The 24097-nt window shown below is 63.7% G+C and carries 24 protein-coding genes, 4 pseudogenes and 1 other annotated feature; of the genes and pseudogenes, 16 read left to right on the top strand and 12 right to left on the bottom strand.

Translation table 11 applies throughout. The features are described from left to right. Positions 1–245 precede the first annotated feature (245 nt). From AC1L34_RS06825 to AC1L34_RS06835, 3 genes and pseudogenes are all read left to right on the top strand, one after another. Positions 246–1237, top strand: a pseudogene (locus AC1L34_RS06825) (IS3 family transposase); the annotation flags it as partial. After that, positions 533–661: a sequence feature (AL1L pseudoknot), on the top strand. (Overlaps the previous pseudogene by 129 nt.) Continuing rightward, entirely contained in the window at positions 1237–2634 is a 1398-nt protein-coding gene (locus AC1L34_RS06830; protein WP_051649791.1) for an IS30 family transposase, read from the top strand. The pseudogene AC1L34_RS06825 and the gene AC1L34_RS06830, both read left to right, overlap by 1 nt. 4 nt (positions 2635–2638) lie before the next feature. Then, positions 2639–2953, top strand: a pseudogene (locus AC1L34_RS06835) (integrase core domain-containing protein); the annotation flags it as partial. Positions 2954–3222: 269 nt separating this feature from the next. Here the strand turns inward: AC1L34_RS06835 and AC1L34_RS06840 are convergent. Further along, a complete protein-coding gene (locus tag AC1L34_RS06840) occupies positions 3223–3900 on the bottom strand; it encodes a GntR family transcriptional regulator (RefSeq protein ID WP_167349920.1) in 678 nt (225 codons plus the stop codon). Positions 3901–3958: 58 nt separating this feature from the next. Between AC1L34_RS06840 and AC1L34_RS06845 the strand changes: the two genes are divergently transcribed. The 4 genes and pseudogenes from AC1L34_RS06845 to AC1L34_RS06860 all read left to right on the top strand — a co-directional run bounded on the left by AC1L34_RS06845 (position 3959) and on the right by AC1L34_RS06860 (position 5663). Beyond that, positions 3959–4585, top strand: coding sequence for a peroxiredoxin (locus tag AC1L34_RS06845; RefSeq protein WP_042926436.1), 627 nt, complete (start codon positions 3959–3961; stop codon positions 4583–4585). A gap of 115 nt (positions 4586–4700) precedes the next feature. Continuing rightward, positions 4701–4943: pseudogene (locus AC1L34_RS06850) on the top strand (class I SAM-dependent methyltransferase); the annotation flags it as partial. 7 nt (positions 4944–4950) lie between these two features. After that, positions 4951–5319 carry a hypothetical protein gene (locus tag AC1L34_RS06855; RefSeq protein ID WP_480035350.1) on the top strand — a complete coding sequence of 123 codons (369 nt, stop codon included), beginning with the start codon at positions 4951–4953 and terminating at the stop codon, positions 5317–5319. Next, on the top strand, positions 5316–5663 hold the full coding sequence (locus AC1L34_RS06860; protein WP_042925967.1) for a DsrE family protein: 348 nt from the start codon (positions 5316–5318) through the stop codon (positions 5661–5663). The genes AC1L34_RS06855 and AC1L34_RS06860 overlap by 4 nt, the downstream gene beginning before the upstream one ends. A 37-nt stretch (positions 5664–5700) precedes the next feature. Here AC1L34_RS06860 and AC1L34_RS06865 read toward each other — a convergent pair whose 3' ends face one another. Both AC1L34_RS06865 and AC1L34_RS06870 read right to left on the bottom strand, forming a co-directional pair. After that, a complete protein-coding gene (locus AC1L34_RS06865) occupies positions 5701–6573 on the bottom strand; it encodes a cytochrome c biogenesis CcdA family protein (protein ID WP_042925969.1) in 873 nt (290 codons plus the stop codon). 11 nt (positions 6574–6584) lie between these two features. Further along, complete coding sequence (locus tag AC1L34_RS06870; RefSeq protein WP_042925970.1) at positions 6585–7313, bottom strand: DsbA family protein; 729 nt, start codon at positions 7311–7313, stop codon at positions 6585–6587. 106 nt (positions 7314–7419) lie between these two features. Between AC1L34_RS06870 and AC1L34_RS06875 the strand changes: the two genes are divergently transcribed. The 3 genes from AC1L34_RS06875 (at position 7420) to AC1L34_RS06885 (ending at position 9591) form a co-directional block, all read left to right on the top strand. Further along, a complete protein-coding gene (locus tag AC1L34_RS06875) occupies positions 7420–7932 on the top strand; it encodes a hypothetical protein (protein ID WP_480035221.1) in 513 nt (170 codons plus the stop codon). 78 nt (positions 7933–8010) lie between these two features. After that, positions 8011–8418: a DUF302 domain-containing protein gene (locus tag AC1L34_RS06880; RefSeq protein WP_006898203.1), complete on the top strand. Its 408-nt coding sequence runs from the start codon at positions 8011–8013 to the stop codon at positions 8416–8418. Continuing rightward, complete coding sequence (locus tag AC1L34_RS06885) at positions 8419–9591, top strand: hypothetical protein (protein WP_480035222.1); 1173 nt, start codon at positions 8419–8421, stop codon at positions 9589–9591. Positions 9592–9613: 22 nt separating this feature from the next. On the opposite strand, the gene AC1L34_RS06890 is transcribed toward AC1L34_RS06885, so the two are convergent. Beyond that, positions 9614–9829 carry a YgaP-like transmembrane domain gene (locus AC1L34_RS06890; protein ID WP_006898201.1) on the bottom strand — a complete coding sequence of 72 codons (216 nt, stop codon included), beginning with the start codon at positions 9827–9829 and terminating at the stop codon, positions 9614–9616. A 180-nt stretch (positions 9830–10009) separates the two neighbouring features. Here AC1L34_RS06890 and AC1L34_RS06895 point away from each other — a divergent pair, with 180 nt between their 5' ends. Next, positions 10010–10696: a sigma-70 family RNA polymerase sigma factor gene (locus AC1L34_RS06895; RefSeq protein WP_480035223.1), complete on the top strand. Its 687-nt coding sequence runs from the start codon at positions 10010–10012 to the stop codon at positions 10694–10696. A 584-nt stretch (positions 10697–11280) separates the two neighbouring features. Here AC1L34_RS06895 and AC1L34_RS06900 read toward each other — a convergent pair. From AC1L34_RS06900 to AC1L34_RS06925, 6 genes and pseudogenes are all read right to left on the bottom strand, one after another. Beyond that, entirely contained in the window at positions 11281–11820 is a 540-nt protein-coding gene (locus tag AC1L34_RS06900; RefSeq protein WP_480035224.1) for a hypothetical protein, read from the bottom strand. Then, a pseudogene (ctaD, locus tag AC1L34_RS06905) lies at positions 11817–13591 on the bottom strand (aa3-type cytochrome oxidase subunit I). The gene AC1L34_RS06900 and the pseudogene ctaD overlap by 4 nt, the downstream one beginning before the upstream one ends. Before the next feature lie 82 nt (positions 13592–13673). After that, a complete protein-coding gene (locus AC1L34_RS06910) occupies positions 13674–14516 on the bottom strand; it encodes a sulfite exporter TauE/SafE family protein (protein ID WP_480035225.1) in 843 nt (280 codons plus the stop codon). 1 nt (position 14517) lies between these two features. Further along, on the bottom strand, positions 14518–14856 hold the full coding sequence (locus AC1L34_RS06915; RefSeq protein WP_006898193.1) for a rhodanese-like domain-containing protein: 339 nt from the start codon (positions 14854–14856) through the stop codon (positions 14518–14520). Positions 14857–14884: 28 nt separating this feature from the next. Beyond that, on the bottom strand, positions 14885–15673 hold the full coding sequence (locus AC1L34_RS06920) for a GntR family transcriptional regulator (protein WP_006898192.1): 789 nt from the start codon (positions 15671–15673) through the stop codon (positions 14885–14887). A 485-nt stretch (positions 15674–16158) separates the two neighbouring features. After that, positions 16159–17553 (bottom strand): MBL fold metallo-hydrolase, encoded by a 1395-nt coding sequence (locus AC1L34_RS06925; RefSeq protein WP_006898191.1) that lies wholly within the window; start codon positions 17551–17553, stop codon positions 16159–16161. Positions 17554–18132: 579 nt separating this feature from the next. On the opposite strand from AC1L34_RS06925, the gene AC1L34_RS06930 reads away from it, so the two are divergent. Both AC1L34_RS06930 and AC1L34_RS06935 read left to right on the top strand, forming a co-directional pair. After that, positions 18133–19338: an NAD(P)/FAD-dependent oxidoreductase gene (locus AC1L34_RS06930; protein WP_006898190.1), complete on the top strand. Its 1206-nt coding sequence runs from the start codon at positions 18133–18135 to the stop codon at positions 19336–19338. Beyond that, positions 19335–19871: an Rv2732c family membrane protein gene (locus AC1L34_RS06935; protein WP_006898189.1), complete on the top strand. Its 537-nt coding sequence runs from the start codon at positions 19335–19337 to the stop codon at positions 19869–19871. The genes AC1L34_RS06930 and AC1L34_RS06935 overlap by 4 nt, the downstream gene beginning before the upstream one ends. A 93-nt stretch (positions 19872–19964) precedes the next feature. Here the strand turns inward: AC1L34_RS06935 and AC1L34_RS06940 are convergent, their stop codons facing one another. After that, positions 19965–20228 carry a metal-sensitive transcriptional regulator gene (locus tag AC1L34_RS06940; protein ID WP_006898188.1) on the bottom strand — a complete coding sequence of 88 codons (264 nt, stop codon included), beginning with the start codon at positions 20226–20228 and terminating at the stop codon, positions 19965–19967. A 121-nt stretch (positions 20229–20349) separates the two neighbouring features. After that, a complete protein-coding gene (locus AC1L34_RS06945) occupies positions 20350–22530 on the bottom strand; it encodes an MMPL family transporter (protein WP_006898187.1) in 2181 nt (726 codons plus the stop codon). 135 nt (positions 22531–22665) lie between these two features. On the opposite strand from AC1L34_RS06945, the gene AC1L34_RS06950 reads away from it, so the two are divergent. Genes AC1L34_RS06950 through AC1L34_RS06960 form a run of 3 tightly spaced genes read left to right on the top strand, consistent with a single transcriptional unit; the run spans position 22666 to position 23978 of the window. Continuing rightward, the gene (locus AC1L34_RS06950) at positions 22666–22911 is read left to right on the top strand and encodes a YgaP family membrane protein (protein ID WP_006898186.1); all 246 of its coding nucleotides are present in this window, start codon (positions 22666–22668) and stop codon (positions 22909–22911) included. Beyond that, positions 22908–23339 (top strand): DUF5313 family protein, encoded by a 432-nt coding sequence (locus AC1L34_RS06955; protein ID WP_051999705.1) that lies wholly within the window; start codon positions 22908–22910, stop codon positions 23337–23339. Before AC1L34_RS06950 ends, AC1L34_RS06955 begins: the two co-directional genes overlap by 4 nt. 3 nt (positions 23340–23342) lie before the next feature. Continuing rightward, positions 23343–23978: a class I SAM-dependent methyltransferase gene (locus AC1L34_RS06960; protein ID WP_151097334.1), complete on the top strand. Its 636-nt coding sequence runs from the start codon at positions 23343–23345 to the stop codon at positions 23976–23978. The last annotated feature ends 119 nt before the right edge of the window (positions 23979–24097 follow it).

The following is a 24097-nucleotide window of genomic DNA, read 5'->3' on the forward strand; positions in this document are numbered from 1 at the left end:
ACTATTAGCGGACGGGCCTTATGAGACTGCGCGACCTGGGCGGCCTGCCACCGGCCGTGTCAGTTTCAGAAGACGGCTGCACTATGCCAGAAGTGGACTGCACTAGAGGGTCGACTAAGTCGACATAGCTTAAAGAGTGATGTCCACAAATCTCGCTAACGAAGCGAGCAGCCTCTCGCCGACAACGGAATCAGTGAATCGAACCGGAGTTTCCGGAGACTTCATCCTTTGGGAAAGATGGAGTCATGTCCTCAGCAACGAACAAGAGGTACCCGCCCGAACTGCGTGAGCGGGCAGTGCGGATGGTCGCAGAAGTCCAACACGAGTACCCGTCCGAGTGGGCCGCAGTCGAATCCGTCGCTGACAAACTCGGCATCGGAACAGCGCAAACGCTGCTCAACTGGGTCCGGAGAGCTCAGACCGACGCCGGCGAACGTCCCGGTGTGACGAGCGAAATGGCAGCGGAGATGCGCAAACTTCGAGCCGAGAATCGGGAACTCAAGCGCGCCAACGAGATCCTGAATTCGGCATCGGTTTTCTTCGCAGCGGAGCTCGACCGCAACAACAAGTGATCATCGACTTCATCAACCGATACAAGAGTGAGTACGGCGTCGAGCCGATGTGCAGGGTGCTCAGCGAGCATGGCTGCTCAATTGCGCCGTCCACCTACTACGACGCGCGCAATCGTTCCGCATCTCGGCGGGCTCTGCGCGACGAAGAGCTCAAAGCCGCGGTCAGCCGTGTACATGCCGAGAATTATTCGGTCTACGGAGCCCGGAAGGTGTGGCTGGAAATGCGTCGAGAAGGCATCGACGTGGCACGGTGCACGGTCGAACGGTTGATGGGTGTCCTCGGGCTCGAAGGTGCACGTCGAGGCAAGGCGAAACGGACCACTATCGCAGATCCACAAGGCCGTCGGGCGGACGATCTGGTGCAGCGAAAGTTCAACCCGGTTGCGCCAAATGTGTTGTGGGTAGCCGACTTTACCTATGTTTCGACGTGGTCGGGTTGGGTGTACGTCGCGTTCGTGATCGATGCGTATTCACGGCGGATTCTGGGTTGGAGGACTGCGACGACGATGGCGACACCGTTGGTACTCGATGCGATCGAGCACGCGATCTGGACTCGACGCCGAGAAGGGATTACCGAACTGGCCGGGCTCATTCACCACAACGACCGCGGGTCGCAAGGCGTATTCAACCGGTCGTCGCAACACCTACCCGATAGAGGTGTTCGATGAGAGCCATCGAGAGGCAGAAACGAGTCCGGGAATATCGAGGACAGATCGCTTCACCAGGGCGACCGACAATAGCCTGGCGTGAAGACCGGGTTCGCTTCTGGATCGCGATCGCCGGTGGAGCGAAAACCGTTGACGCGGGGATTACCGCCGGAGTGTCAGAGCCGGTCGCTCATCGTTGGTTCAAGCATGCTGGTGGAGTGAATCCGCAACTGCCCCCTAGTGTTTCTGGACGGTACATCTCCTCGTCCGAGCGTGAGGACATCGCGCTTTGGCGTGCGCAAGGCGAAGGAGTCCGACAAATTGCTCGCCGTCTGGGCCGCAGCCCGTCGACGATCTCGCGGGAGCTGCGCAGGAACGCGTCAACGCGAACCTACCGACTCGAGTACAAAGCATCGACAGCTCAATGGCATGCCGAGCGTCGTGCTCGCAGGCCCAGGGTCGCCAAAATGGTCATCAACGGTCGATTGCGTGAGTACGTGCAGGACAGGCTCAGCGGTGAGGTCCACACCACCACAGGGAAAGTCGTAGGTCCTGACGGTCCGTCTTGGGATGGGAAGAACAAACCCCATCGCGGAGATCGGGCGTGGGTGACGGGGTGGAGCCCCGAGCAGATCTCGAAACGGCTGCCGCTCGATTTCCCCGATGACGAATCGATGAGGATCTCAGCCGAGGCGATTTACCAGGCTCTTTACATCGAAAGCCGTGGCGGGTTGGAGCGAATGCAATCCTGGCATCTACGGCGAGGCAGGACCAAACGAATGCCCAGATCGCGTGCACGCCAGCAAACGTGGGCTCATGTCACTGCAGACACCGTGCTGGCTAAACGTCCGAAAGAGGTCGCTGATCGTAAACTCGCCGGCCACTGGGAGGGCGACTTAATCATCGGACTGAAGCGTTCTGCGGTAGCGACATTGATCGAGCGCACCTCCCGCTACGCGGTGCTCGTCCATCTCCCTCGCCAAAAAGGATACGGGATGATTCCCCCGAGGAAAAACGGCCCAGCACTGGCCGGTTACGGCGCCTTGACCATGAAAGACGCCCTGGCCAAGGCCGTCACCCCTCTACCGAAAACCCTCAGGCGGTCTTTGACATGGGATCGAGGCAAGGAACTCTCAGCTCACGCACTCTTCACCGAACAGACCGGTGTCCCAGTATATTTCGCTGATGCCAAGAGCCCATGGCAGCGAGGCAGCAATGAGCATCTCAACGGTTTGCTACGCCAGTATTTTCCGAAGGGGACCGACCTTTCCCGATGGAATTCCGCGGAGATCACCGCAGTGGCGAACGTGATCAACAACCGCCCCCGAGGAATCCTTGATTGGCGCACCCCCGCGGAGGTATTCGAAGAATTGCTACGATCTGCACAACAACACACTGTTGCGACGACCGGTTGAATACGCCCAATATACGTCAATTACGTTCACCGACAGGCTCATTGAGGTGGGTATCGATGCCTCGATCGGGGCGACTGGGTCGAGTTACGACAATGCTCTCGCCGAGACGATCAACGGGTTGTACAAGACCGAGTTGATCAAACCTCGTGGGCCGTGGCGAACGGTCGAGCATGTGGAGATCGCGACGTTGGAGTGGGTGGACTGGTTCAACCACCGGCGACTCTACGAGCATTGTGGGGATGTGCCTCCTGCCGAACTCGAGGCGTTCTACTACGGTGAACACAGAACTACGCGAATTGCGGAGTTCTCAAATCAGTAAGTCTCCGGACTCGCCGGTGCGATTCACAGAGTGAGCGAGTGCTACGGAATCATCCGGTGACTGGGCGCGTTTACCGCCGGGGCGTGGTTCGGGTTCGTTCGGTTTTTCGCATAACTGAGCACGGGTTTCATACACCGTCACCAACGCTAGATGTGGATCACGCATAGCGTCGCCTGACGTCCGAATCCACCGAACCGGCCACGCCGTTTGGATAGGTGACGGGCCGCGAAGCAGAGGCAGCTGCGGTCGTTGTGGTCGCGCCCTTCCGCTCAATCTGACGTGGGGTCACCGCGGATGAAGGTCTCTTCGTGTTCGCGGGACAGCCGAGCGGCCCTTTCGGCATCGCCCGCACCGAGCGCTTCGAGTATTACTTGGTGCTGTTCCGTGCTGGCACCCATGTCGAATCCTGGTGCCAATACGAGTTGAGCGGTTCGACCTTCGATCGACAGATGCTCCCACGTCGACAGCAGTGTGCTGTTGCCGGAGGCCGCGACGACGAGCCGATGGAATGCCATAGCGTGCGCGACCCATGCTCGACGGTTCGCGGTGACGGCGGCGGAGCGCATACCGTCGACTTCATCGGCAATGCGGTCCACCGCCATGCCGCGACCGGCTGCCAGTCGTGCTGCTGTCTCTTCCAGTGCGGCGCGCACCACTGACACCTCATCGAGCTCGTCCTGGTCGACCCGTCTGACTCGGCACCCGCGGTGCGCTTCGAAGACCACCAGGCCCATTCCGGCCAACTGCCGAAGAGCTTCACGGACGGGACCTTGGCTCACGCCGAGCTCACGAGCGATCCGCGTCTCGATCAACCGATCTCCTGGCGGGTACGTGCCATCGGCTATTCGTTCCCACAGCAGATCTTTGATTTGTTCGGGCAGACCGGTCACCGTGACGCCCTGCCCTGTCTTTGACCGAGTATCCGTCGACTCCGAGGGGACTTTCACATGTACCATCATAGATGATCGATTATTTAGGATCTACCATTATTGAGAGGATGCACCGATGAGTATTCGATTGGGCGATACAGCTCCAGATTTCACCGCCGCTACGACCACAGGAACGATCTCCTTCCACGAATGGCTGGGAGACTCGTGGGGAATGCTGTTCTCCCACCCCGGTGACTTCACGCCCGTATGCACAACCGAACTCGGTGCGGCAGCGCGGCTGAAACCTGAGTTCGACCGACGTGGAGTCAAGCTACTCGGCCTCTCTGTGGACTCGGTGGATTCGCATCTGGCATGGGAAGGCGATGTCGGTCAAACGCAAGGCACAGCAGTGAATTTCCCGATGATCGCAGACACCGATCGCGCAGTCTCCGAGCTCTACGACATGATTCACCCGAGCGCCAGCGCGGCGGCCACCGTACGTTCGGTGTTCGTCATCGCCCCGGACAAGTCGGTACAGCTGATCCTCACTTACCCGATGTCCACCGGCCGCAACTTCACGGAAATTCTGCGCGCGATCGACAGCTTGCAACTGACCTACGGTCAGCCAGTGGCTACGCCCGCCGATTGGCAGCCGGGTCAAGACGTGATCATCGGACTGGGCGTTTCCGACGACGAGGCAACAACACGGTTCCCCGGATATCGAACCTTGAAGCCTTATCTGCGGTTGACCGCGCAGCCCTGACCAGGGCACTCGTTCGCGCTGTTACCCCCCGGGGTACAGTGCAGTGAGTCACAGCTTCGTCGACGCGTGGGGTTGTCCGACCCTGCGGTGGTCAGCGGTGGAAAGGCGTGAATCAGTGAATTCGTCGGACTGGGATGCTCGGTACAGCAGCGTCGAGCATCCGTGGGGGTCGGCCCCGGCGGCTGCCCTGTCTGCGCGGTTTGCGGAGCTGCCCCCTGGCCGGGCGGTCGATCTGGGGTGCGGGAACGGGCGCCACGCTCGATGGTTGGGCGACGCGGGGTGGACGGTGAATGCTGTCGATTTTTCTTCTGTGGCAATCGAACTCGCACGCAGCGGCGGGGAGGACCGGTCGATCGACTACACCGTTGCCGACGTGCGGGCCTGGGAGCCGCCCGGCCCGGTGGATCTGGTGGCCATCGGCTTTCCTGCATCTACCGGTCGACGAGTTGGTTGCCGTCATTGCCGGTGCAGGAAGTTGGCTCGCACCGGGTGGACGGCTGTTGTATCTCGGTCATGCGCTCGATAACTTCACTCACGGAGTCGGGGGCCCGCCGGATCCGTCGATCCTGCCCGCCATCGACGACCTCGCCCGCGCCGCGAGCGGATTGCAGGTCCACGAGCTGGAACATCTGGTCCGCCCTGTCGGCGAGGGTCGGGCCATCGATGTTCTTCTCCATGCACAGCCGTGGGGCGCCGCAGCTCACCGTGATCTGAAGAGCGGAACTTTCACGTGACCGATCATCCGACTCCCCTGCGTGTGGTGTTCGCCGTCAACACCACACCCACCGTGGTGGTGCGGGCGATCCACAACCTTCTCGATGCTGCGACCGAGCCGGTGACGATCGAAGTCGTGTGCTTCGGACCGGGTCTCGATGCGGCCCTGCGCTGTTCGGATATTTCCCTGGAGATGCGGGCGTTGATCGATTCGGCCTCCATCACGGTGAAAGCATGCCGCAACAGTCTGGAGGGCAGAGGGCTCGGTGACGACGATCTGCTGATGGGTGTCGAAGTGGTTCCCGCTGTAGTGCTCCATCTCGCTCGACGTCAGCGAGATGGGTGGTCACAGCTCTACGCCTGACATCACATCCCCGCTCCAGTGTCGTAGGCACATCGTCTCAGGGCGTTCGGTTCTCGCGTTCACCGAGCTCGGAGGACTCGGCTGCGGTGTCACGGCCTCGACCACGGACGATGCGCACCGTCAGGACTGCGATGATCATCAGCACTGCGATCAGTAGTACTGCGGTGTTCGGTACCGCGTCGGCCACATCGCTGATCCAGACCTGCAGCGAGTACTGACTGTCGACCCCCATGACGCCGCCGAGGTTCGCTGTGCCCTCCGTGAGCAGGAACAGCACTCCGATACCGATGAAAAGTACCCCCGATATCAGAGACGTGGTATGCGTCTTCAGCGGTCCTATGCTGATTTCCTTGCCGCGCAACCACGTTCGTGATCCGAGCGAGAATCGGTCCCATACCAGCGCCAGCACGAACAGGGGTATCACCATCCCCGCTGCGTAGAGTGCCATGAGCACTCCGCCGTATGCGGCCTGACCGCCGGCGACGGCAACGGTCAGGACCGCGCCGAGCAGGGGTCCCGAGCAGAACCCTGCGAGCCCGTAGACCGCGCCGAGGGCGAAGACCGATCCGGTGGAGGAGACGTCGATGCGCGCGGCTGCTCTCTGAGCGGACCCCAGCGCGAAGCCGCGACCGACGATGATCATCACTCCGAGTGCGATGATGACCACGCCGCCGATCATGGTGGTGACCTCGCGATACCGGGTGATCGCCGAGCCGATGGCACCGACTCCGGCACCGAGGGGCACCAGGACCGCTGCCAGCCCGAGGTAGAAGATCCCGGTGCGGCCGGCGAGCTTGCCGGCCCCGTCGAAGGCGTACGCGAAGAAGGAAGGGAGCAGCAGGGCCGAGCATGGACTGAGAAGTGCCAGGAGCCCGCCGAGAAATGCTCCGAGAAGTCCGATCTGCGACATCGCGGGCCGCCCTACGCGCCGGCTGCGGTGTCGATCAGATCGACGAATTCCGAGAACGGTTGTGCGCCCAGAACCGGATCACCGTTGATCGAGAACGCCGGAGTGGCCGGGATACCCAGCGACTGCGCTTCGGTGGAGTCGGCGGTGATCGCGGCATCGAATGCGGTGCCGGTGGCGTCGGCGGTGAACCGAGCCAGATCCGGTACCCCGGCCTGTTGCGCGTAGCTTTGCAGCGTCTCCAGTGTCAGGTCCGCGTGACCGGTCTCGGGTGCATCGGCGTAGACGGCGCGGGTGAACTCCCAGAACTTGCCCTGGGCGGCGGCCGCGCGTCCGGCCCGGGCAGCATCGAATGATTGTTGCCCGAAAATGGGTAGATCTCGCCATTCGATGCGCAGGGTGCCGGTATCGACGTATCGATCGATCAGCTGCGGCTCGGTTTCCCGGCTGAACTGGGCGCAGAACGGACACCGAAAGTCCGAGAAGGCGATCATCACCACCGGGGCCTCGACGTCGCCGAGGGCCATCGGATCATCGGGCTCGCGGTGCGCCAGATCGCCGAGCGGTCCCATCGCCGGCGGGCCGCTCACGCTGCTCGACCCGGCGTCCGGTGCCGCCTCCGACTGCTCGCCGTCACCTGTCGTTCCGAGCACGAGAGCTCCCACGAGCACGGCCGCCACCACCACGGCGATGGCCAGGAGCACAAGGTCGCGTCGGCGAGTGGAGCGAGATGTCGAAGTCATGCAATACCTTTCGGCAGTCGGCAATACTGGCAGCGATACCCATCTGGGTATAGCCTCACAGTGTCACCCTACTCACACAACTACAACCCGTAGGAGATCCTCGCTGATGACCGAGCCCGCCACGTCCGACCGCCTCGACGTCGAAACCGCAGGCCGTTCCGATGACGAGGTGGTTGCCCAGTTCTCTCGGTACCGGCGTTGGGGGATGCGGGCGGCACGCGGCACTGTCGCCGGTGTGATCACCGTGTTGGTGGTCGGCATTCCCACCGACATCATCGACACGCCCGTCTTCGGCCGTGAAGTGCCGGTGCGGGCATGGGAGCTTCCGGTTCTGCTGGCCACGGCCCTGTTGACCGCACTGTGGTTCGGGATCGACAAACCCGCGCGGGTCGAGCGGACCGGCACACCCGCCGCCCTCGGTGTGGTCCTGACTTTCTTCGCCGTCGGGTGTCCGGTGTGCAACAAGCTGGTACTTCTTGCGCTCGGCACCTCGGGTGCACTGGGGTTGTGGGCACCGATACAACCCATCCTTGCCGGGGTGTCCCTGGCAATGCTGACAGCAGCGGTGATCGTGCGATGGCGCAAACGCGACTGCACCTCCGCGTCCTGCGCAGCATGACCGGGCGACGCCTGCTCACCCGTGCACCGACCATCGGGTGACCGGCACCCGAACCGATCGAAAGGAACCGAACGAACTATGACCGAATTGGCCATCGGTACCCGCGTGGACATGCCGTTCGAGGAAACCGTGGACGCAACCCGTGAGGCACTCGCCGAACAGGGATTCGGAGTGCTCACCGAGATCGACATGCAGTCGACGTTGAAGAGCAAGATCGACGCCGACATCGAACGCTACGTCATCCTCGGAGCGTGTAATCCGCAGTTGGCGAAGGCTGCGATCGACACCGATCGGCAGGTGGGGTTGCTGCTGCCGTGCAACGTGGTGGTGCGGGCCGATGGCAGCAGCACGATCGTCGAAGCGATGAACCCCCAGGTGATGGTGGGGCTCTCGGATGCAGCGGGCCTGGCCGAGGTCGCCGACCGGGCCACTGCACTGCTGCAGAGCGCGATCATGGCACTCGGCGGAGACAGCACCACCGCATAGATGGGTGCGCACCGTATCGGCAGAGCGGCGGCGGTGATCGGGACCGTTGCACTGTGCGCCGTCGCGCTGGCGTCGGGGTGCAGTTCCTCACCTGCTCCCGACACCACGGGCACCGATCCGGCGGCACATCCGTCGTCGCCGGCCGCGCCGCCGCCGGGCTTCGGAGACACGGCCCTGTGGTCGATCCCGTTCCTGTCGCAGCCTCACATCGTCGAGGACGGGTTCGTCGGAGTCGTCGACTCCTCGGACGCATCCGGTTCGCACCGGGTGCAGGTACTCGACGACACCGGCACACCACGATTCGGCGTGGACGTACCCGCCGATCGCGACGAGTTCGCGGTCACCAGCACACACAACCGTGAGCTGTTGATCACCGAGGACATCGATGATCCCGGTTCGGGTGCACCGGCCACGATGACCGCCCGCGATACCCGCACCGGCGACCTCGTATGGGGCCCGGTCTCCACTGCAGGCTGCCTGACCGGGTCCGGACTGCTGATCGACGCCGACTGCTCGCAAACGGATGCGCCCGTGGCTGTCGCCGCCGTCTCGGAAACCGACGGACACCGCACCGACCTGGCGGGTGCGGTCTCCGAATCCGGTGGATACGCGGTCACCGTCGACGGCGACACAGCGCATGTCGTGACCGCCGATACCGGCAACATCGCCTGGTCCACCGACACTCTCACCCCGCCCCCCGCAGCGATCCCCGGGAGCGCACGATTCGTCGCTACCGCCGGCAATGCAGTGGTCGTGGCATGGACGATCCCGACCCGTCCCGAACCGATCCAGGCGGTCTATCGCCTCTCCGATGCCGAGATCCGATGGATCAGCGGTAGCCGCAGTCCGATGGTGGTGACCGCCGACAGCAGTAGCGGGGCGACGATGATCACCACCGCAGACCTCACCGACGACGGAATCGCTGTCCTGTTCGAGCAGTACGGCACCCGAGGTTTCACCGCCGATCAATTTCCCGGTGCCGACCGCTTCGCTCTGGTCGGCGGCATCGTCTACGGCGCGTCGGACTCGGGGGTGACCGCCATCGATGCGACCTCCGGCCGCGTCACCGGCACATCACCGAGTGCGGCGCCGACAGCAGTGACCTCGAACGGTGTCGCATTGGCCCAGAGCAACGACGGGTACACCGCGTTCAAGGTGATCCCCCATTTCTGAGCTGCCCGCCCGCGCACCCCGTTCAGGACGTCTTGGGTCGACCTCGAAGATCGACGGAGAACAACGGGCCGAGCAGACACACGTTGATCACCCCAGTCAGCACGAAGACACCGCCGATCACTCCCACCACGATGCCCCCGACACCGCCGAGCACGACGGCGACCACGATCAGAGCTATTCCCACCACGATGCGCAGTGCGCGTCCGGCAGTACTGCGCATGAATTCGACGAACGACATGATGATTCCAGTTCTGTAGAGGGACTTTCACTGTTGGACGGGCGAGAACGACGAAGTGGACCAATCCATGGCTCCTCGCGCGAACAGCCCAGCCCCGACCTCGACAGCGCGGCATACGACGAGCGCTTCGCGCGCGATCTGATCGACCAGGGCACGACTCTTCGTCGCTTCGCAGCCGCGATGACACGATCACCGGCCGATACCGACGATCTGGTGCAGGACGTCCTCGAACGCGCGTGGCGCAACCGGAGAACGTTTCGATCCGAATCGGCGCTCACGACGTGGCTGTATCGAATCGCGATCAATCGTGCCCGCGATGTGGCCGCACGCGCGGAGACTCAGCGCACCGAACCATCGGGCACGGGCGACATCGATGGACCGATCAGCGACCTCGAGCACCCCGAGACGGTCGCGCAGGCGCTCAGCGATCGATCCACGGTGCGAGCGGCGCTGGCGACGTTGACCGTCGAGGATCGAATGGTCCTGGCATTACACGACGGCGAGGGCTGGACGGCGACACAGATCGGTGCGGTCGGCGCGCTCACCACCGCAGCGGTGTACAAGCGCATCCACCGCGCACGGGTGAAGCTGCTACGCGCCCTCGACGACGGTCCCGCACACCCGCGAAACGACTCCCAGGCATGCAGGCGCACACTCGCCGCGGCATCGGACTACCTGGACGGGCGTCTCGATGTCGACGCCTCGGCCCGCATCGATACGCACCTGCGGCAGTGTCGCCGGTGCCCACCCATCGCACAGGCCCTGATCGGTATCAAGACCGCACTCGGCCTGCGGCCGTGGACCAGCGCGGTACCCGAACAGTTCGTCTACGACGTCGCCCACTTGGGCGGACCCCCGCCGCGATGACCGATCATCCCCGACACCCGGAAAAAGATACCCCATAGGGTATATTGAAAGTGAATTGTCGACCGAGGGAGAGACTCATGTGCAGGGCTGTCACGTGCAAGAAGTGCGGGAAAACGACGTGGGCGGGATGTGGTCAACACGTCGATCAGGTGATGCGGGGCGTTCCGGCGTCCAATCGCTGCAAGGGGCACGACTCCGATCCGAAGTCACCGGGATTGTTCTCCCGCATGTTCTCCAAGAAGTAGATCGCGGTCCGCAGCCCTGGTCTTGCCAGGGCTGCGACCCGAGTCGTCGTTCTTCGTGGTCTCGCCCGTCGCGGCGCGCCGACCGGCCAGACCGTGCATACGCAGGTCCGCATCGTAGTGAACGAACAGCCCCCACCCGATCAGGTGCAACACCACGACCACACTCGCCATCGCCGGCAAGCGGGGGCTCCGTCGCGGGAAAGTCGATGTCGCGCAGGCACACTCGCGTCGGTCACCGGCACAGCCAGCCGTCCGGCGGGCAGTCGAGGGTAGTTACGATCGACGTCTGCGACCCTGGAGTGGCTTTCGCCGCCGCGGGGTGCAGGCGAGGTTGCTCGATCAGCTTTTCCCGTTCCCGGACATATCGTCGTCGATGCTCGGACCGACCCCGACCCCGACCAAGGTCAACGATCGGCGATGGTGAGGATCGACCCACACCGAAATGGTGGCACCGGTCACCAGTGCGCGGCCGGTCGACCGTTCTGCACGCACATCGCACTGGTACGTTCCGGACCCGGGCACCGTCACTTCCAGTTCCACCCGTCGTGAATCGATGTCGGTGCCCAGGACCACCGCCCACCCCTCGACGATGTCGTCCTCTCGGTCCGCCGCCGTGTCGCGGACCGGAGACACTGCTGCGGGATGCAGCGGCGTGCGGGCTGCGAACATCATCGCCGCCATCAGCAGCACCGCGAAGCCGGCCACCACGGCAGCGGTGACAGCGGTCGCTGACCCGGGAGAGAGTCGAGGGACGAGGAATGTGAACACCAGGATCAGCGCGAGCACATAGAACCCCATGGCGACCGCTATCGCGTACGACACCCGCCCCGGTACCAGGACAGCGGCACCCGTCGAGCGCAGTCTCCGCGTGCCCGTCACCGACTCTCCCCTGAGGTCCCGCTGGCGGTGCCCTCTTCGACGCCGTCGGCGATCACTTCGGAGGGTGCCCGCACAGCGGCGGTGTGGCCCGTCAGCCCGACATGGGCTTCGGTGCGCATACGTTCGACCATGTGAGGGTAGTGCAGCTCGAACGCCGGCCGCTCGGAGCGGATCCGGGGTAGTTCGGTGAAATTGTGGCGGGGCGGTGGGCAGGTGGTGGCCCATTCGAGGGAATTGCCGTAGCCCCAGGGATCGTCGACGGTCGCGACCTCGCCGTATCGGTAGGACTTGAACACATTCCACACGAACGGCAGCGTGGACAGCCCGAGAATGAACGCTCCGATCGAGGAGATCAGGTTCAAGGTGGTGAATCCGTCGGAGGGCAGGTAATCGGCGTAGCGGCGCGGCATCCCTTCGTTGCCGAGCCAGTGCTGAACCAGGAACGTCATGTGGAACCCGACGAACGTCGTCCAGAAGTGCCACTTGCCGAGGCGTTCGTCGAGCATGCGTCCGGTGATCTTGGGAAACCAGAAGTACACCCCGGCGTAGGTGGCGAAGACGATGGTCCCGAACAGCACGTAGTGGAAGTGAGCCACCACGAAGTAGGTGTCGGTGACGTGGAAATCGATCGGGGGGGCTGGCCAGCAGCACACCGGTCAGTCCGCCGAACAGGAACGTGATCAGAAACCCCGATGCTGAACAGCATCGGGGTTTCCAGGGTGACCTGTCCTCGCCACATGGTGCCGATCCAGTTGAACAACTTCACCCCGGTCGGCACGGCGATGAGGAAGGACATGAACGAAAAGAACGGCAGCAGAACAGCTCCGGTGGCGTACATGTGGTGCGCCCACACCGTGATCGAGAGCGCTGCGATGCCGAGGGTGGCGAAGATCAGACCCTTGTAGCCGAAGATGGGTTTGCGGCTGAAGACCGGGAAGATTTCGGAGACGATGCCGAAGAACGGGAGCGCGACGATGTAGACCTCGGGATGGCCGAAGAACCAGAACAGGTGCTGCCAGAGCACCGCTCCCCCGGTCGCCGGGTCGAACACGTGACCACCGAAGTGTCGATCGAAGGCCAGCCCGGCCAACGCGGCCGCGAAGGTCGGGAACGCCAGCAATACCAGCACCGAGGTCACGAGCATGTTCCAGGTGAAGACCGGCATCCGGAACATCGTCATGCCGGGTGCGCGCAGGCACACCACGGTAGTGATGAAGTTGACCGCGCCCAAGATCGTGCCCAAGCCGGACAGGATCAGCCCCAGTACCCACAGGTCGGCGCCGACGCCGGGGGAATGCAGTGCGCTCGTCAGTGGGGTGTAGGCGGTCCATCCGAAGTCCGCGGCACCTCCCGGGGTGATGAACCCGGCGAGCACGATCAGCGATCCGAACACGTACAGCCAGTACGCGAACGCGTTGAGCCGCGGGAACGCGACGTCCGGTGCCCCGATCTGAAGCGGCAGAATGTAATTGGCGAATCCGTACGCGACCGGGACGGCGTAGAGCAACAGCATAATCGTGCCGTGCATGGTGAACAGCTGGTTGTACTGCTCGTTGGACAGGAACTGCAACCCCGGTACGGCGAGTTCGGTGCGCATGAGCAGCGCCATCAACCCGCCGATGAGGAACAACCCGAACGAGGTGACCAGATACATCTTCCCGATCGTCTTGTGATCGGTGGTGGTCACCAATTGGAACAGCGTCGAGCCCTTCGGCTCGTGACGCATCGGATACGGCCTGGCCGCCTCAGGGCGGGGAATCAGTGCGGTCATCGACGATTTCCTCGAACTAGGTGTGGGATGCGCCCGCATTTGCATGCGCAGAAATAGGCTCAGTGATGCACAACGATGTGCGTTACAGGGCCATGGAGGCCTGGACGGTGACGTAGACGGCCACGACGAGCAACAGGGCTGCGAAGCTACGGGTGAGTGTGGTGGCAGAGACTTTGTCGCTGATGGCTTTTCCTGCGAACGATCCGGCGATGGCCGCGAGGGTGAACGGTACGACGATCTCCCACGGGATGGTGGCACCTGTGCCGAGGCGTTCGGTGAAGGCTCCCGCGCTGGTGATGGAGATGATCACCAGCGACGTTCCGACCGCGACGGGCATCGAGTAGCCCAGTGCCAGAACCAGGGCGGGGACGATGAGGAAGCCGCCGCCCACTCCCAGAAACCCGGTGAGGAAGCCGACGACGAGCGCGGAAGCGACCAGCTTGACTACCTGCGACGTGGTGATCTTCACTTTCGCGGGCTTGGTGGCGACCGCAACGGCACCCGGGCGTGTTCCCGCGGTCTCGGCCGGGTTCGGTGTCGGTAGGTCGGCATCGTGTCCACGCCGGGTGCGGCGCAGCATCGCACCGGCGGCGACGATCATCAGTGCCGCGAACGCGAGCAGCAAGATCTGCGGGTCGACCGATCGGTTGAGGACCGATCCACCGAAGGCGGTGACCGAGCCCAGAATTCCGAACACTGCCGCTGCCCGCCACCGAACGTGCCGTGCTCGCGCATGACTGATGGCCGCGATGATCGAGGTGATTCCGACGATGATCAACGAGGCGCTCGTTGCCGACTGCGGTTCGACCGCCAGGAGATACACCAGGGCAGGAACAGTCAGTATCGATCCCCCACCACCGAGCGCGCCGAGGGAAAGACCGATGAGAATCCCTGCGGCAACTGCAATCGCCAGGGTGGCGACCATGTCAGATCACTGCGCCGGGGGTGCCGTCATCACGGACCACAGGGCGGCCGTCTTCGTGCCACGCTTTCATTCCGCCCGACAGATTGTGCGCTGTACGACCGGCATCGGTGAGGGCCGCGACAGCTTTGCTCGACCGAGCGCCCGACCGGCACACCACGACCAATTTCTGCTCAGGAGGGTAGGCAGCAGGATCGAGATCGCCGAGGCGTACATGGACGGCGTCCGGGGCGTGGCCGGCAGCCCATTCGTCGTCCTCGCGGACATCGATCAGGATGGCTCCCGATTCGGCGATCAGTGCATATGCGGCGGCCGGATCGGCTTCCGGTGGTGCTCCAGTCATGAACAACGCTCCTTGGATCAGTGGGTGCTTACAGGGCGTGCAGCGGCGTGGCCGGCACGAAGCGATAGCCCTCGCTCGGTGAGAACGTGGCCGAGACGGTGAACCGATCTCCTCGAATCACTGTGTGCCGCAACTCCACCGGCCGGGAATTCATGCAGCCCAAGCGGCGGATCGACAGCGCCGCGGTCTTCGAGTCGAGTTCGAGTGCTGCCGCATCCTCCGGATCCGGCACGACGGCAGTGACGTCCTCGCGGCCACCGGTCAGGCGGATGCCGCAGCGTTTCTCGAGCTCGATGTAGAGAGCCGTGTGAGTGAAGTCCGCATCCAGGAGGTCGCGTGCCAGCTCCCCCGGCAACCAGGCACGGTCGAGAGCCAACGGCATGGTCCCTGCCATACGGATGCGCTCCAGGTAGAGCAGCGGAGCCTTGGGACCGACCTGCAAGGTAGCGGCCACCGCGGGGTCGGTCCGCAGTTCGAGTGCACGCACCACGCTGTGCTGAGCAACACCCGTGGCTTCCACGGCAGCGAAGAGACTGTAGAGCGCACCGAGTGGCTGCTCGATCACCGGCGGAGCCGCCAACCGAGAAGGCCGGCCACGCTCTGCAATCAAGATTCCTTCGTTCCGCAGGTGCCGCAGGGCCTCGCGGGTGGTGTGACGGCTCACCCCGTAGCTCGTCGTCAACGCATGCTCGCCCGGGAACTCGGAGCCGGCGAATTCGTCGTCACCGATTCGGCGGACCAGATCGGCATGCAGTTGCGCCCACAGCGGCATCGCACTGGAGCGGTCGAGCGCGGCGCTGCGATCGGGTTCAACCATCAGAGGCCCTCCTGTCGATCTGTGTCGGAATCCGAATTCGAGCCGCCGGCTGCTGACCCTCGGGGCCACTGTACAACAAATGTACGTACATCCGTACGGACGGCAGTGATGCTCTCTACGCGTCGAAGCGATGTCGACCGAGGATCTCGGGGACCGCAGCTCCCCCCGTCCCCGAGAAACCATCCGTCGGCGTCGCCGACACACAACGAGACAATGCTTGCTTCGAGAAAAGTTGTTTCCCACCACGAACGAGCGCCTGGTGGAGATCGCGCCGAACCTGGTGAATCCGCCCGCGTAGCGAGCGTCATCGTTTCGCTTCCCAGTCGGTCCCGGATCAGGCCAGTCGGTGCCGGATCAGGAGTGTCGCCCGGGGGCTGCTCGCCCGGGGCCTGCTCTACCGTCGGTGGCGCAGCGAGCCGACAGGGCGAGCACCGGACCGAACCGGGGGCGGACTGCACGACCGCCTCCGATTCGGGCGGGTTCGATCAGACTGTTTCGAGGTTGCGCTCGGCCCAGGCGGCGTAGCTGCCCTCGAGTTCGACAACTCGGTAGCCGGCGCGGCGCAGGGCGCTGGCTGCGACCGCGTTACGGACGCCGCTCTGGCAATAAGTCACGATCGGACCGCCCGTGGGCAGTCCGTCGAGGTTCCACAGCAATCGGCCACCGCTGAGCTGTTCGGAGCCAGGTATGTGGCCGTCGGCGTGTTCGGTTTTGTTGCGCACGTCCAGCACCATTGCCGGGTCGAACGAATCCAGCTCGTCCGCACCGATCGTCTCGGGTGTCGTCATGGGGAGCCCTCGTAGACTCGTGACGTACCCGGTCACCGTATCGATGCCGACCCGCAGCAGGTGATCACGTAGCTCGTCGGCGACGGCGTGGTCCTCGGCGAGCACCACCAGTGGAGTGTCCTCTCGTTCGGGGTCGTAGACCCAGGCACCGAACGAGGCTGCCTTGTCGATGCCGGGGATGTTGAGCGCTCCGGGGACAGCGCCGGCGTGCACCTCATCTTGGCCGCGGGTGTCGAGGAGGACGACCTCGTCGGAGTCGAGGGCGCGTGCCAATTCTGCGGAGTCGTACTCGCGCAAGGGAGAGAGTGGCCCGAGAACGACCGGGCCCTGCTTGTTCTGACGCTTCATCCGGCCGAAGTAGGCGTGTGCATCCGGTTGACCGTCGAGCATCTCGTCGACGAAGCCCTGCTCGTCGTCGCGCTCGACATACCCGGCCCACCAAGCGAAACGGCGTTCGTAGCCGACGCTGGTCGACGGAAGCGCGCCGAGAGCTTTTCCGCAGGCACTGCCCGAACCGTGACCGGGAAAGACCTGGATATGATCCGGCTGCGTGACGAACGACCGCTTCAGACTGCGGAAGATCTGTTTGGCACCCTCGAAACGGGTGTCGACACCGTCTGCAGCTTCGTCGAGTAGGTCCGGGCGGCCGAGATCGCCGGCGAAGACGAAGTCGCCCGTCAACATGTATCCCGGAGCATCGGCGAAGGCGCCGTCGGTCACCAGGAACGAGAGGTGCTCCGGGGTATGACCGGGCGTGTGAACGGCTTGCACGGTGATGTTGCCCAGAGCCAGCGTGTCGCCATCGTGGAGGCGTTCGGCCTCGAAGCCGTACTGCCAGTCGTCGCCGCCCTCTCCTGAGACGTAGGTGGTCGCGCCGGTGGCCTTGGCCAGCTCGCGGGTGCCGGACAGGTAGTCGGCATGGATGTGGGTCTCGGTGACGGCGGTGATGGTCATGCCATGTCGATCGGCCAGGTCCAGGTACACACCGATGTCGCGGCGGGCGTCGACCACCACTGCCTCTCCCTTGGCCTGGCAGCCGATGAAGTATCCGGCTTGGGCGAGGTCTTCGTCGTAGATGCGTTCGAGAAGCATCGAAATCTCCTTGTCGATCGTGGTGGCGTTCGTACAGGTCTCAGAATTCATGGTACCCCGTGGGGTATTTCAGGAGGTTCTGTGCGGCGAGGTGCACGGTTCCGATTCCTGCGGGGTGGAGGTGAAGTGGGCGGCATTCCACTGGGCGACCAGGGGCATCGCAACCGACTGATCCAGCGAGGCGCAACGACTCACAGCGACATCGCAGTGGTTGCCGATCATCACGTCCTCCTCAGCCGTCCGGCACTCACCGACTCGGGGCGGACGAGGAAATTTCATTCGTCCCGAGTGTGGCGTTTGTCGGTATTGGCGACTAACCTCTTCCATAATGTACGTACATCCGTACGATCAATCAAGGAGAGGGCGACGTACACCTCGGCACGTGTCCTTGCACCACCTGCTCGAACGCCGGAATGACCTTCCAGCACGACTGCTGTGGATGCAGTGCACCTGGCTTCAATGACCACCAATGTTGTGACCACACGGCTCGCGCCCACACCGACGTCGAGCTGAACCACCCGGCATCAACCGAAATCGAGACAGCGCTCACCGAGCTCGTGTCTCGAACAGGAGGACCACATGTCCGCGCACACCATCGACCACAAAGTCGCGATCATCGGCGGAGGCAACGCCGGTATTTCGCTCGCGGCACGTTTGCGGCGAGCAGGAATGACCGACATCGGCATCATCGAGCCGGCAGAGACCCACTATTACCAACCTTTGTGGACGCTCGTCGGTGGAGGCCGCGCCCCGGCCTCGGAGAGTGCGCGCAGCGAGGCGTCGGTGATGCCCCAGGGCGTCGGCTGGATCAAGGATCGCGCCGAGGGGGTCGACCCCGATGCCCAGACGGTCAGCACCTCCTCGGGAACTACGATCCATTACGACCACCTGGTGGTGTGCCCCGGCATCCAGCTCGACTGGGATTCGGTGTCCGGCATGGCCGAATCGATCGACACCCCGCAGGTCTCGAGCAATTACCGCTACGATCTCGCACCCAAGACGTGGCAGATGATTCAAAAGATGCGGTCGGGCACCGCCGTGTTCACGATGCCCTCCGGCCCCATCAAATGCGCGGGTGCCCCGCAGAAGATCGCGTACCTCGCGGCCGACTACTGGCGCGAGCAGGGCGTGCTCGATGCCATCCGAGTTGTCCTCGTCCTGCCCACACCCGGAATGTTCGGGGTACCGGTGTTCGCCGAGGAGCTCGAACGAGTCGTGGCGCGTTACGGCATCGAGGTGCGCAAGAACAGCGAAGTCACCGCTGTCGATCCGGACGGCCGGTCGGTGACGATCACCGACAACAGTGCAGGTACCACCGACGAGCTACCCTACGATCTGCTCCACGTCGTACCGCGCCAATCTGCACCGGACTGGATCAAGGCCAGCCCCATAGCGGACCCCGAGAATCCAGCCGGATACGTCCAGATCGACAAGAACACACTGCGTCACAACAGATTCGACAACATCTTCGCCCTCGGTGACGCCGGATCGTCACCGAATTCCAAGACCGGTGCCGCCATCCGCAAGCAAGCACCCGTGGTCGCCGAGAACCTGCAGGCGAGCATCGCCGGCCGTCCACTGACCGCACAGTACGGCGGGTACGCCTCCTGCCCCTTGACCACCTCTCGTAAGACGATGCTTCTGGCCGAGTTCGACTACACGATGCAGCCGGCTCCCTCGATACCGCTGATCGACACCACCCGCGAACGCCGCGACATGTGGTTCCTCAAGAGACGCGGACTGCCGGCGTTGTACTGGAATGCCATTCTCACCGGCCGAGCGTGAACGGTCGACCGCCGCACAGTTACGACCGCGAGGGCGACCTGAGCCACTATCGGTCGGTGTTCGAGGCCATCGAACGACGCGTGATACCGGAGGTGGTGATCACCCGGGTCACCCCGTATCTGCTCGTTCTGGTGTCGGCGGCCGTGCTCGGAGTGGTGCTTCCGCACACCGGCGGCGCACACGGGTACGACGTTCTTCTGCGCACCGAAAGCGCCGACGCGGAATCAGCGGGTGTGTTGGCGACACTGTTCACCGCATTCACTCTCACGTTCACCGTCGTAGCGGCCTCGATCGCGCGTCTGGTTCGGCGTTTTCGGTGGGCCGCTCTGGCTTTGGCGGGCAACGGTGTCACCACGGTGTTCGGTGTGCTCGCGATCTGGGCTCGGCAGTCACTGGCACCGACCGCGACGGTGGCGGGTCCATCGATCGGCCTGTATCTGGGGGCGGTGGCAGCCCTGCTGTCCACCGTTCTCTGGGCTCGTGTGGTGTTCACCCGCCCACCCGAGCATCCCGGTCCAGCGCGCAGGAGCTGACACGTCGCGGGCCCGAGCACCCCATCTCGAACCGGCTGTCCTGCCTCGGTCCGATCACCCCCGTGCATCGATGCGGGGGTGATCGGACCGTTGTCAGGCGAGGGCGAGAAAGAGCTTCTCGAGCTCCGCTTCGCTCATCTTCTCCCCTGTTTCCGCCCCGGTGATGCACTCACGGAGTCCGGTGGCGACGATCTTGAAGCCTGCCCGGTCGAGAGCCTTCGACACCGCGGCCAGCTGGGTGACGACGTCCTTGCAGTCACGGCCGCTCTCGATCATCGAGATCACTCCTGCGAGCTGACCCTGCGCACGCCGCAGACGGTTCAGTACCAACGCGATGCTTTCGGTGTCACCGGTCATGTCGTTCAGTCCTTCGTTCGATGAAACTCCAGGTTACCCCTAGGGGTAAGAGTGGTCGTGGTGGCCGACGCCGGACGGTATCGGCCACCACCATGGTGAGCATCTCGACTGTGCGAGCGTCTCAGCTGTGCGAGAAGCCGATCTTGGGTAGTACTGCTCGTAGCCACGTGGGTGACCACCATGCGGCATGGCCGGTCAGGCGCAGGAGCACCGGCAGCAGAACCAAGCGGATGAGTATCGCGTCCAGCAATACGGCGACACCCAGAATGATGCCCATCTCCTTGGGTGGCAGTGGTTCGGCGAGCGCGAACGAGAAGAACACCGCGATCATCACCGCTGCGGCCGCGAAGATCACCCGACCCGAATGCGCCATTCCGTCGACCTGAGAACCGTGCGGATCACCGGTGTTCTCGTAGTGTTCCTTGACGCTCGACAGCAGAAACACCGTGTAGTCCATCGCGATTGCGAAGATCATCGCGAAGAAGAACACCGGGCCCCAACCGTTCAGGAATCCCTGCGGGGTGAATCCGAGCAGCGACGCCCCGTGACCGTCTTGGAAGATCAGCTTCGCCACACCGAATGCTGCGCCGGTGGACAGCAGGCTGACCACGGTCCCCAGCAGGGCGATCAGCGGTGCCTGGAGCGCGATCAGCAGCAGCAGGAATCCGAGCACGAGGATCACCGACACCACGATCGGCAGGTACTCGTTCAACGCGGTCTGTAGGTCCAGGTTCTCCGCGGGTGCACCGCCGACGATCGCTCCCTCGGGCAGCTCGGCGCGCAAGGCGTCGAGTGTGGTCTCGAGTGCGGGGTCCGACGGGTCCACGTTCGGGATGGCCTGCAGCATGACGTAATCGGATCCGTCCATGGCGGGCATGGGCGGCGTCACCATCGATACGCCGTCGACGCTCGCTGCGATCTGTGCGGTCTGCTCTGCCTCCGCCGTGGGGGCGATGATCTGCAGCATGCCTGGTGCGCCTTCGCCCATCTGTGCCTGCACCAGTTCGTAGCCTTGGCGGACCGGAGCGTCCTCGGGGACAACCGAAATGGACGGCATGGCGACCTTGAGACCCAGTGCCGGAATCGACAGCGCCACCAGAATCAGCAGGGAGCCGATGGCGAACGGCCACGGATGCTTGTGCAGCAACTGACCCCAGGTCGCGAATTTCGGCGAGCGGTGCACCTGTCGCTTCGCGTACGGGAGGGAGCCGGCATTGACCTTCGGTCCGAGCTTGCCCAGAACTGCGGGGAGCAGTGTGAGGGTGGCCGCGAGAACGAACACCACCGCGAGCATGATGCCCACGGCCATCGTGCGTACCGCAGGTGCAGGTACCAGAAGCACGGCGGACAGGCTGATCAGCACGGTCAGGCCGGACAGCAGGACTGCTTTGCCTGCCGTGTCCATCGTTTCTGCCACTGCACGCTGGGGGTCGATCCGTCCGGCGTCGATGGTCTTGCGGAGCGCATCCCGGAATCGGACGACGAGGAAGAGCGCGTAGTCGATACCGAGCGCCAGCGCGAACATCATCGCAAAGTTCATCGCCCACACCGAGATCGGTGTGATTTCGTTGAGCAGAACCAGACCACCCGCGGATGCGACGAGGCCGGCCAGAGTCAACAGCAAGGGCAGACCTGCCGCGACGAGCGATCCGAACGCGAGCACCATGATCGCCAATGTGACGGGCCAGGAGATGATTTCGGCCTTGATCATCGCGTCGTGGTTGGCCTTGTTGAAGTCACTCCACAGTGCCGATGCTCCGGTCGGGTAGACCTCGATCGAGTCCGTGGAGGCTGCGGTCAGCTCACCTTTGAGATCGTCGACGGCCTTCACCATCTCGTCGGTGGTCCCGTTCGCTCCACCGATGAGGATCCCGGTGTGTCCGTCGGGGCTGATCGACATTCCCGGTTGCGGGGGGATCACCTCGGAAATCCGCGAATCGGCGGCCAGAATGTCGGTGACCTCGGAAATGACCGCCGCGACAGCGGGATCGGTCACCTGCTCGGTGTCCGAATGCACGACCACCTGGATCGCGGCCGAGGAGTTCCCGCCGAAGTGCTCCTGTGCGAGTTCGCGAACCTGGACCGACTCCGATCCGTTGGATTGCCACCCGGCACCGGCGAGGGATCCGAACACCGACGGGGCGAACGCTCCCAATCCGATGATGACCACGAGCCACGCGGTGACCACCCACTTGAAGTTGCCTGCCATGCGCGCACCGAAGCGCGCCAACGGCCCGCCGGTGATTCCTGGCGGCGAGTTGTCTGCAGAACTCTCGTCGGTTCGAACGTCGGTGGAACTCACATCGTGCCCTTACTGGTCGGGAAGATGGAGGAACCGTAACACAGTACCCCCAGGGGTATGCTGGTATCATCGTATCTACCCCCTAGGGTATGCACGGACGACCGCACCACACGCAGAGAAGCGAGGATCTACCGCATGTCATGCACCGACACCCTCACCGGCCCCGGCGGACCGAGTATCGAACGCGCAGTCCCCGCGCTGGCGGGCACCATGGTCCTTGCCAGCCTCGCCGCCGGTTCCCTTCACGACCGCCGCTGGCATGTCCTGACAGCATTCGTCGGCGGGAATCTGCTGCTGTATTCCGCAGTCGGATGGTGCCCGGCCAGCCTGTTGATGAAGCGGCTGGGGATGCGTCAGAGCACAGCGACCCCGACCCGGTGAACCGCAACAGGACCCGCCCTTTGCCGTGGCAGTGGGTCGGCTACGCCTTCGGCCGCACTCTGCCCTCGACCATGACGGACTGGGTGGCCAACGATCTGACGGGCAATCACGCCGTGGTTCGGCACCTGATCCGCGGCCAGGTTCCGTTTCTTCCCATCTACGCCGTGTTCATGTTCTTTCCGGGTGAACTGTGGTTGCGTGGTTCCATGGTGCTTCTGGCGGTCCTGCTCTCGCTGTTCTTCACCGCCTCGTACATGGAAGAGAATCGGCAACGCCGCCTCGTGCGACACATGCTGCCCCGCGATCTCACGAACTCCCGTAAAGCGCAGGAATCGGAGCTGGTCAAGAAGCGTTATCTGGCGGCGCACCCCGAGTCCGAGGCCTCACGCACCGCCGCGGCACCCATCGCTCCCGGCCGGGAGCACTGAGCGATGGTCGGCGATTCGACGCACCGTCTCGCCCGATGGCAACGATTCTGGGACAAGCAAGCGGCCGGTTACGACAAGCACATGACCTTCCTCGACCGAGTCCTTTTCCGCGACACCAGATCCTGGATCTGCAGTCGCGCCCGAGGCCAGGTTCTCGAGGTCGCAGTGGGAACGGGACTCAATCTCGAGCACTACCCGGCGGGGACATCGTTGACCGGAATCGAGCTGAGTCCGGACATGCTCGCGCAGGCACACTTTCGCGCCGCCGACGTCAGACCGGATGCGCACCTGACGCTCGGGGACGCTCATGCTCTCGACTTTCCCGATGCATCCTTCGACACCGTGGTGTGCACGTTCTCACTCTGCGCCATCCCCGCCACGGACATCGCGCTCGCGGAAATGTCGCGGGTGCTGCGTCCGGGTGGAACGTTGCTACTCGCCGATCACGTCGCCTCGTCGATCCGGCCGGTTCGATGGATCCAACGCGCCCTGGAACTGGTGAGCGTCCCGATCGGCGGCGAGCACTTTCTGCGCCGGCCCTCGCTCGTGATCACCGGTGACGAGAGCTTCTCCATCGAGGACATCGACCGGTTCACTCTCGGTCTTGTCGAGCGTCTTCACGCCACGAAAGTGGCCTGAACGGGAGCAAGGACCACCATCCTCGCGGCACGAACTACCGGCCACGCCCGGCTATCTCGGTCTCGACGAACTCGAGAAGTTGCTTCTCTGCCATCCACCCACACTTGTCGCGCACCCAC

Source organism: Gordonia sp. 34D (assembly GCF_056682775.1).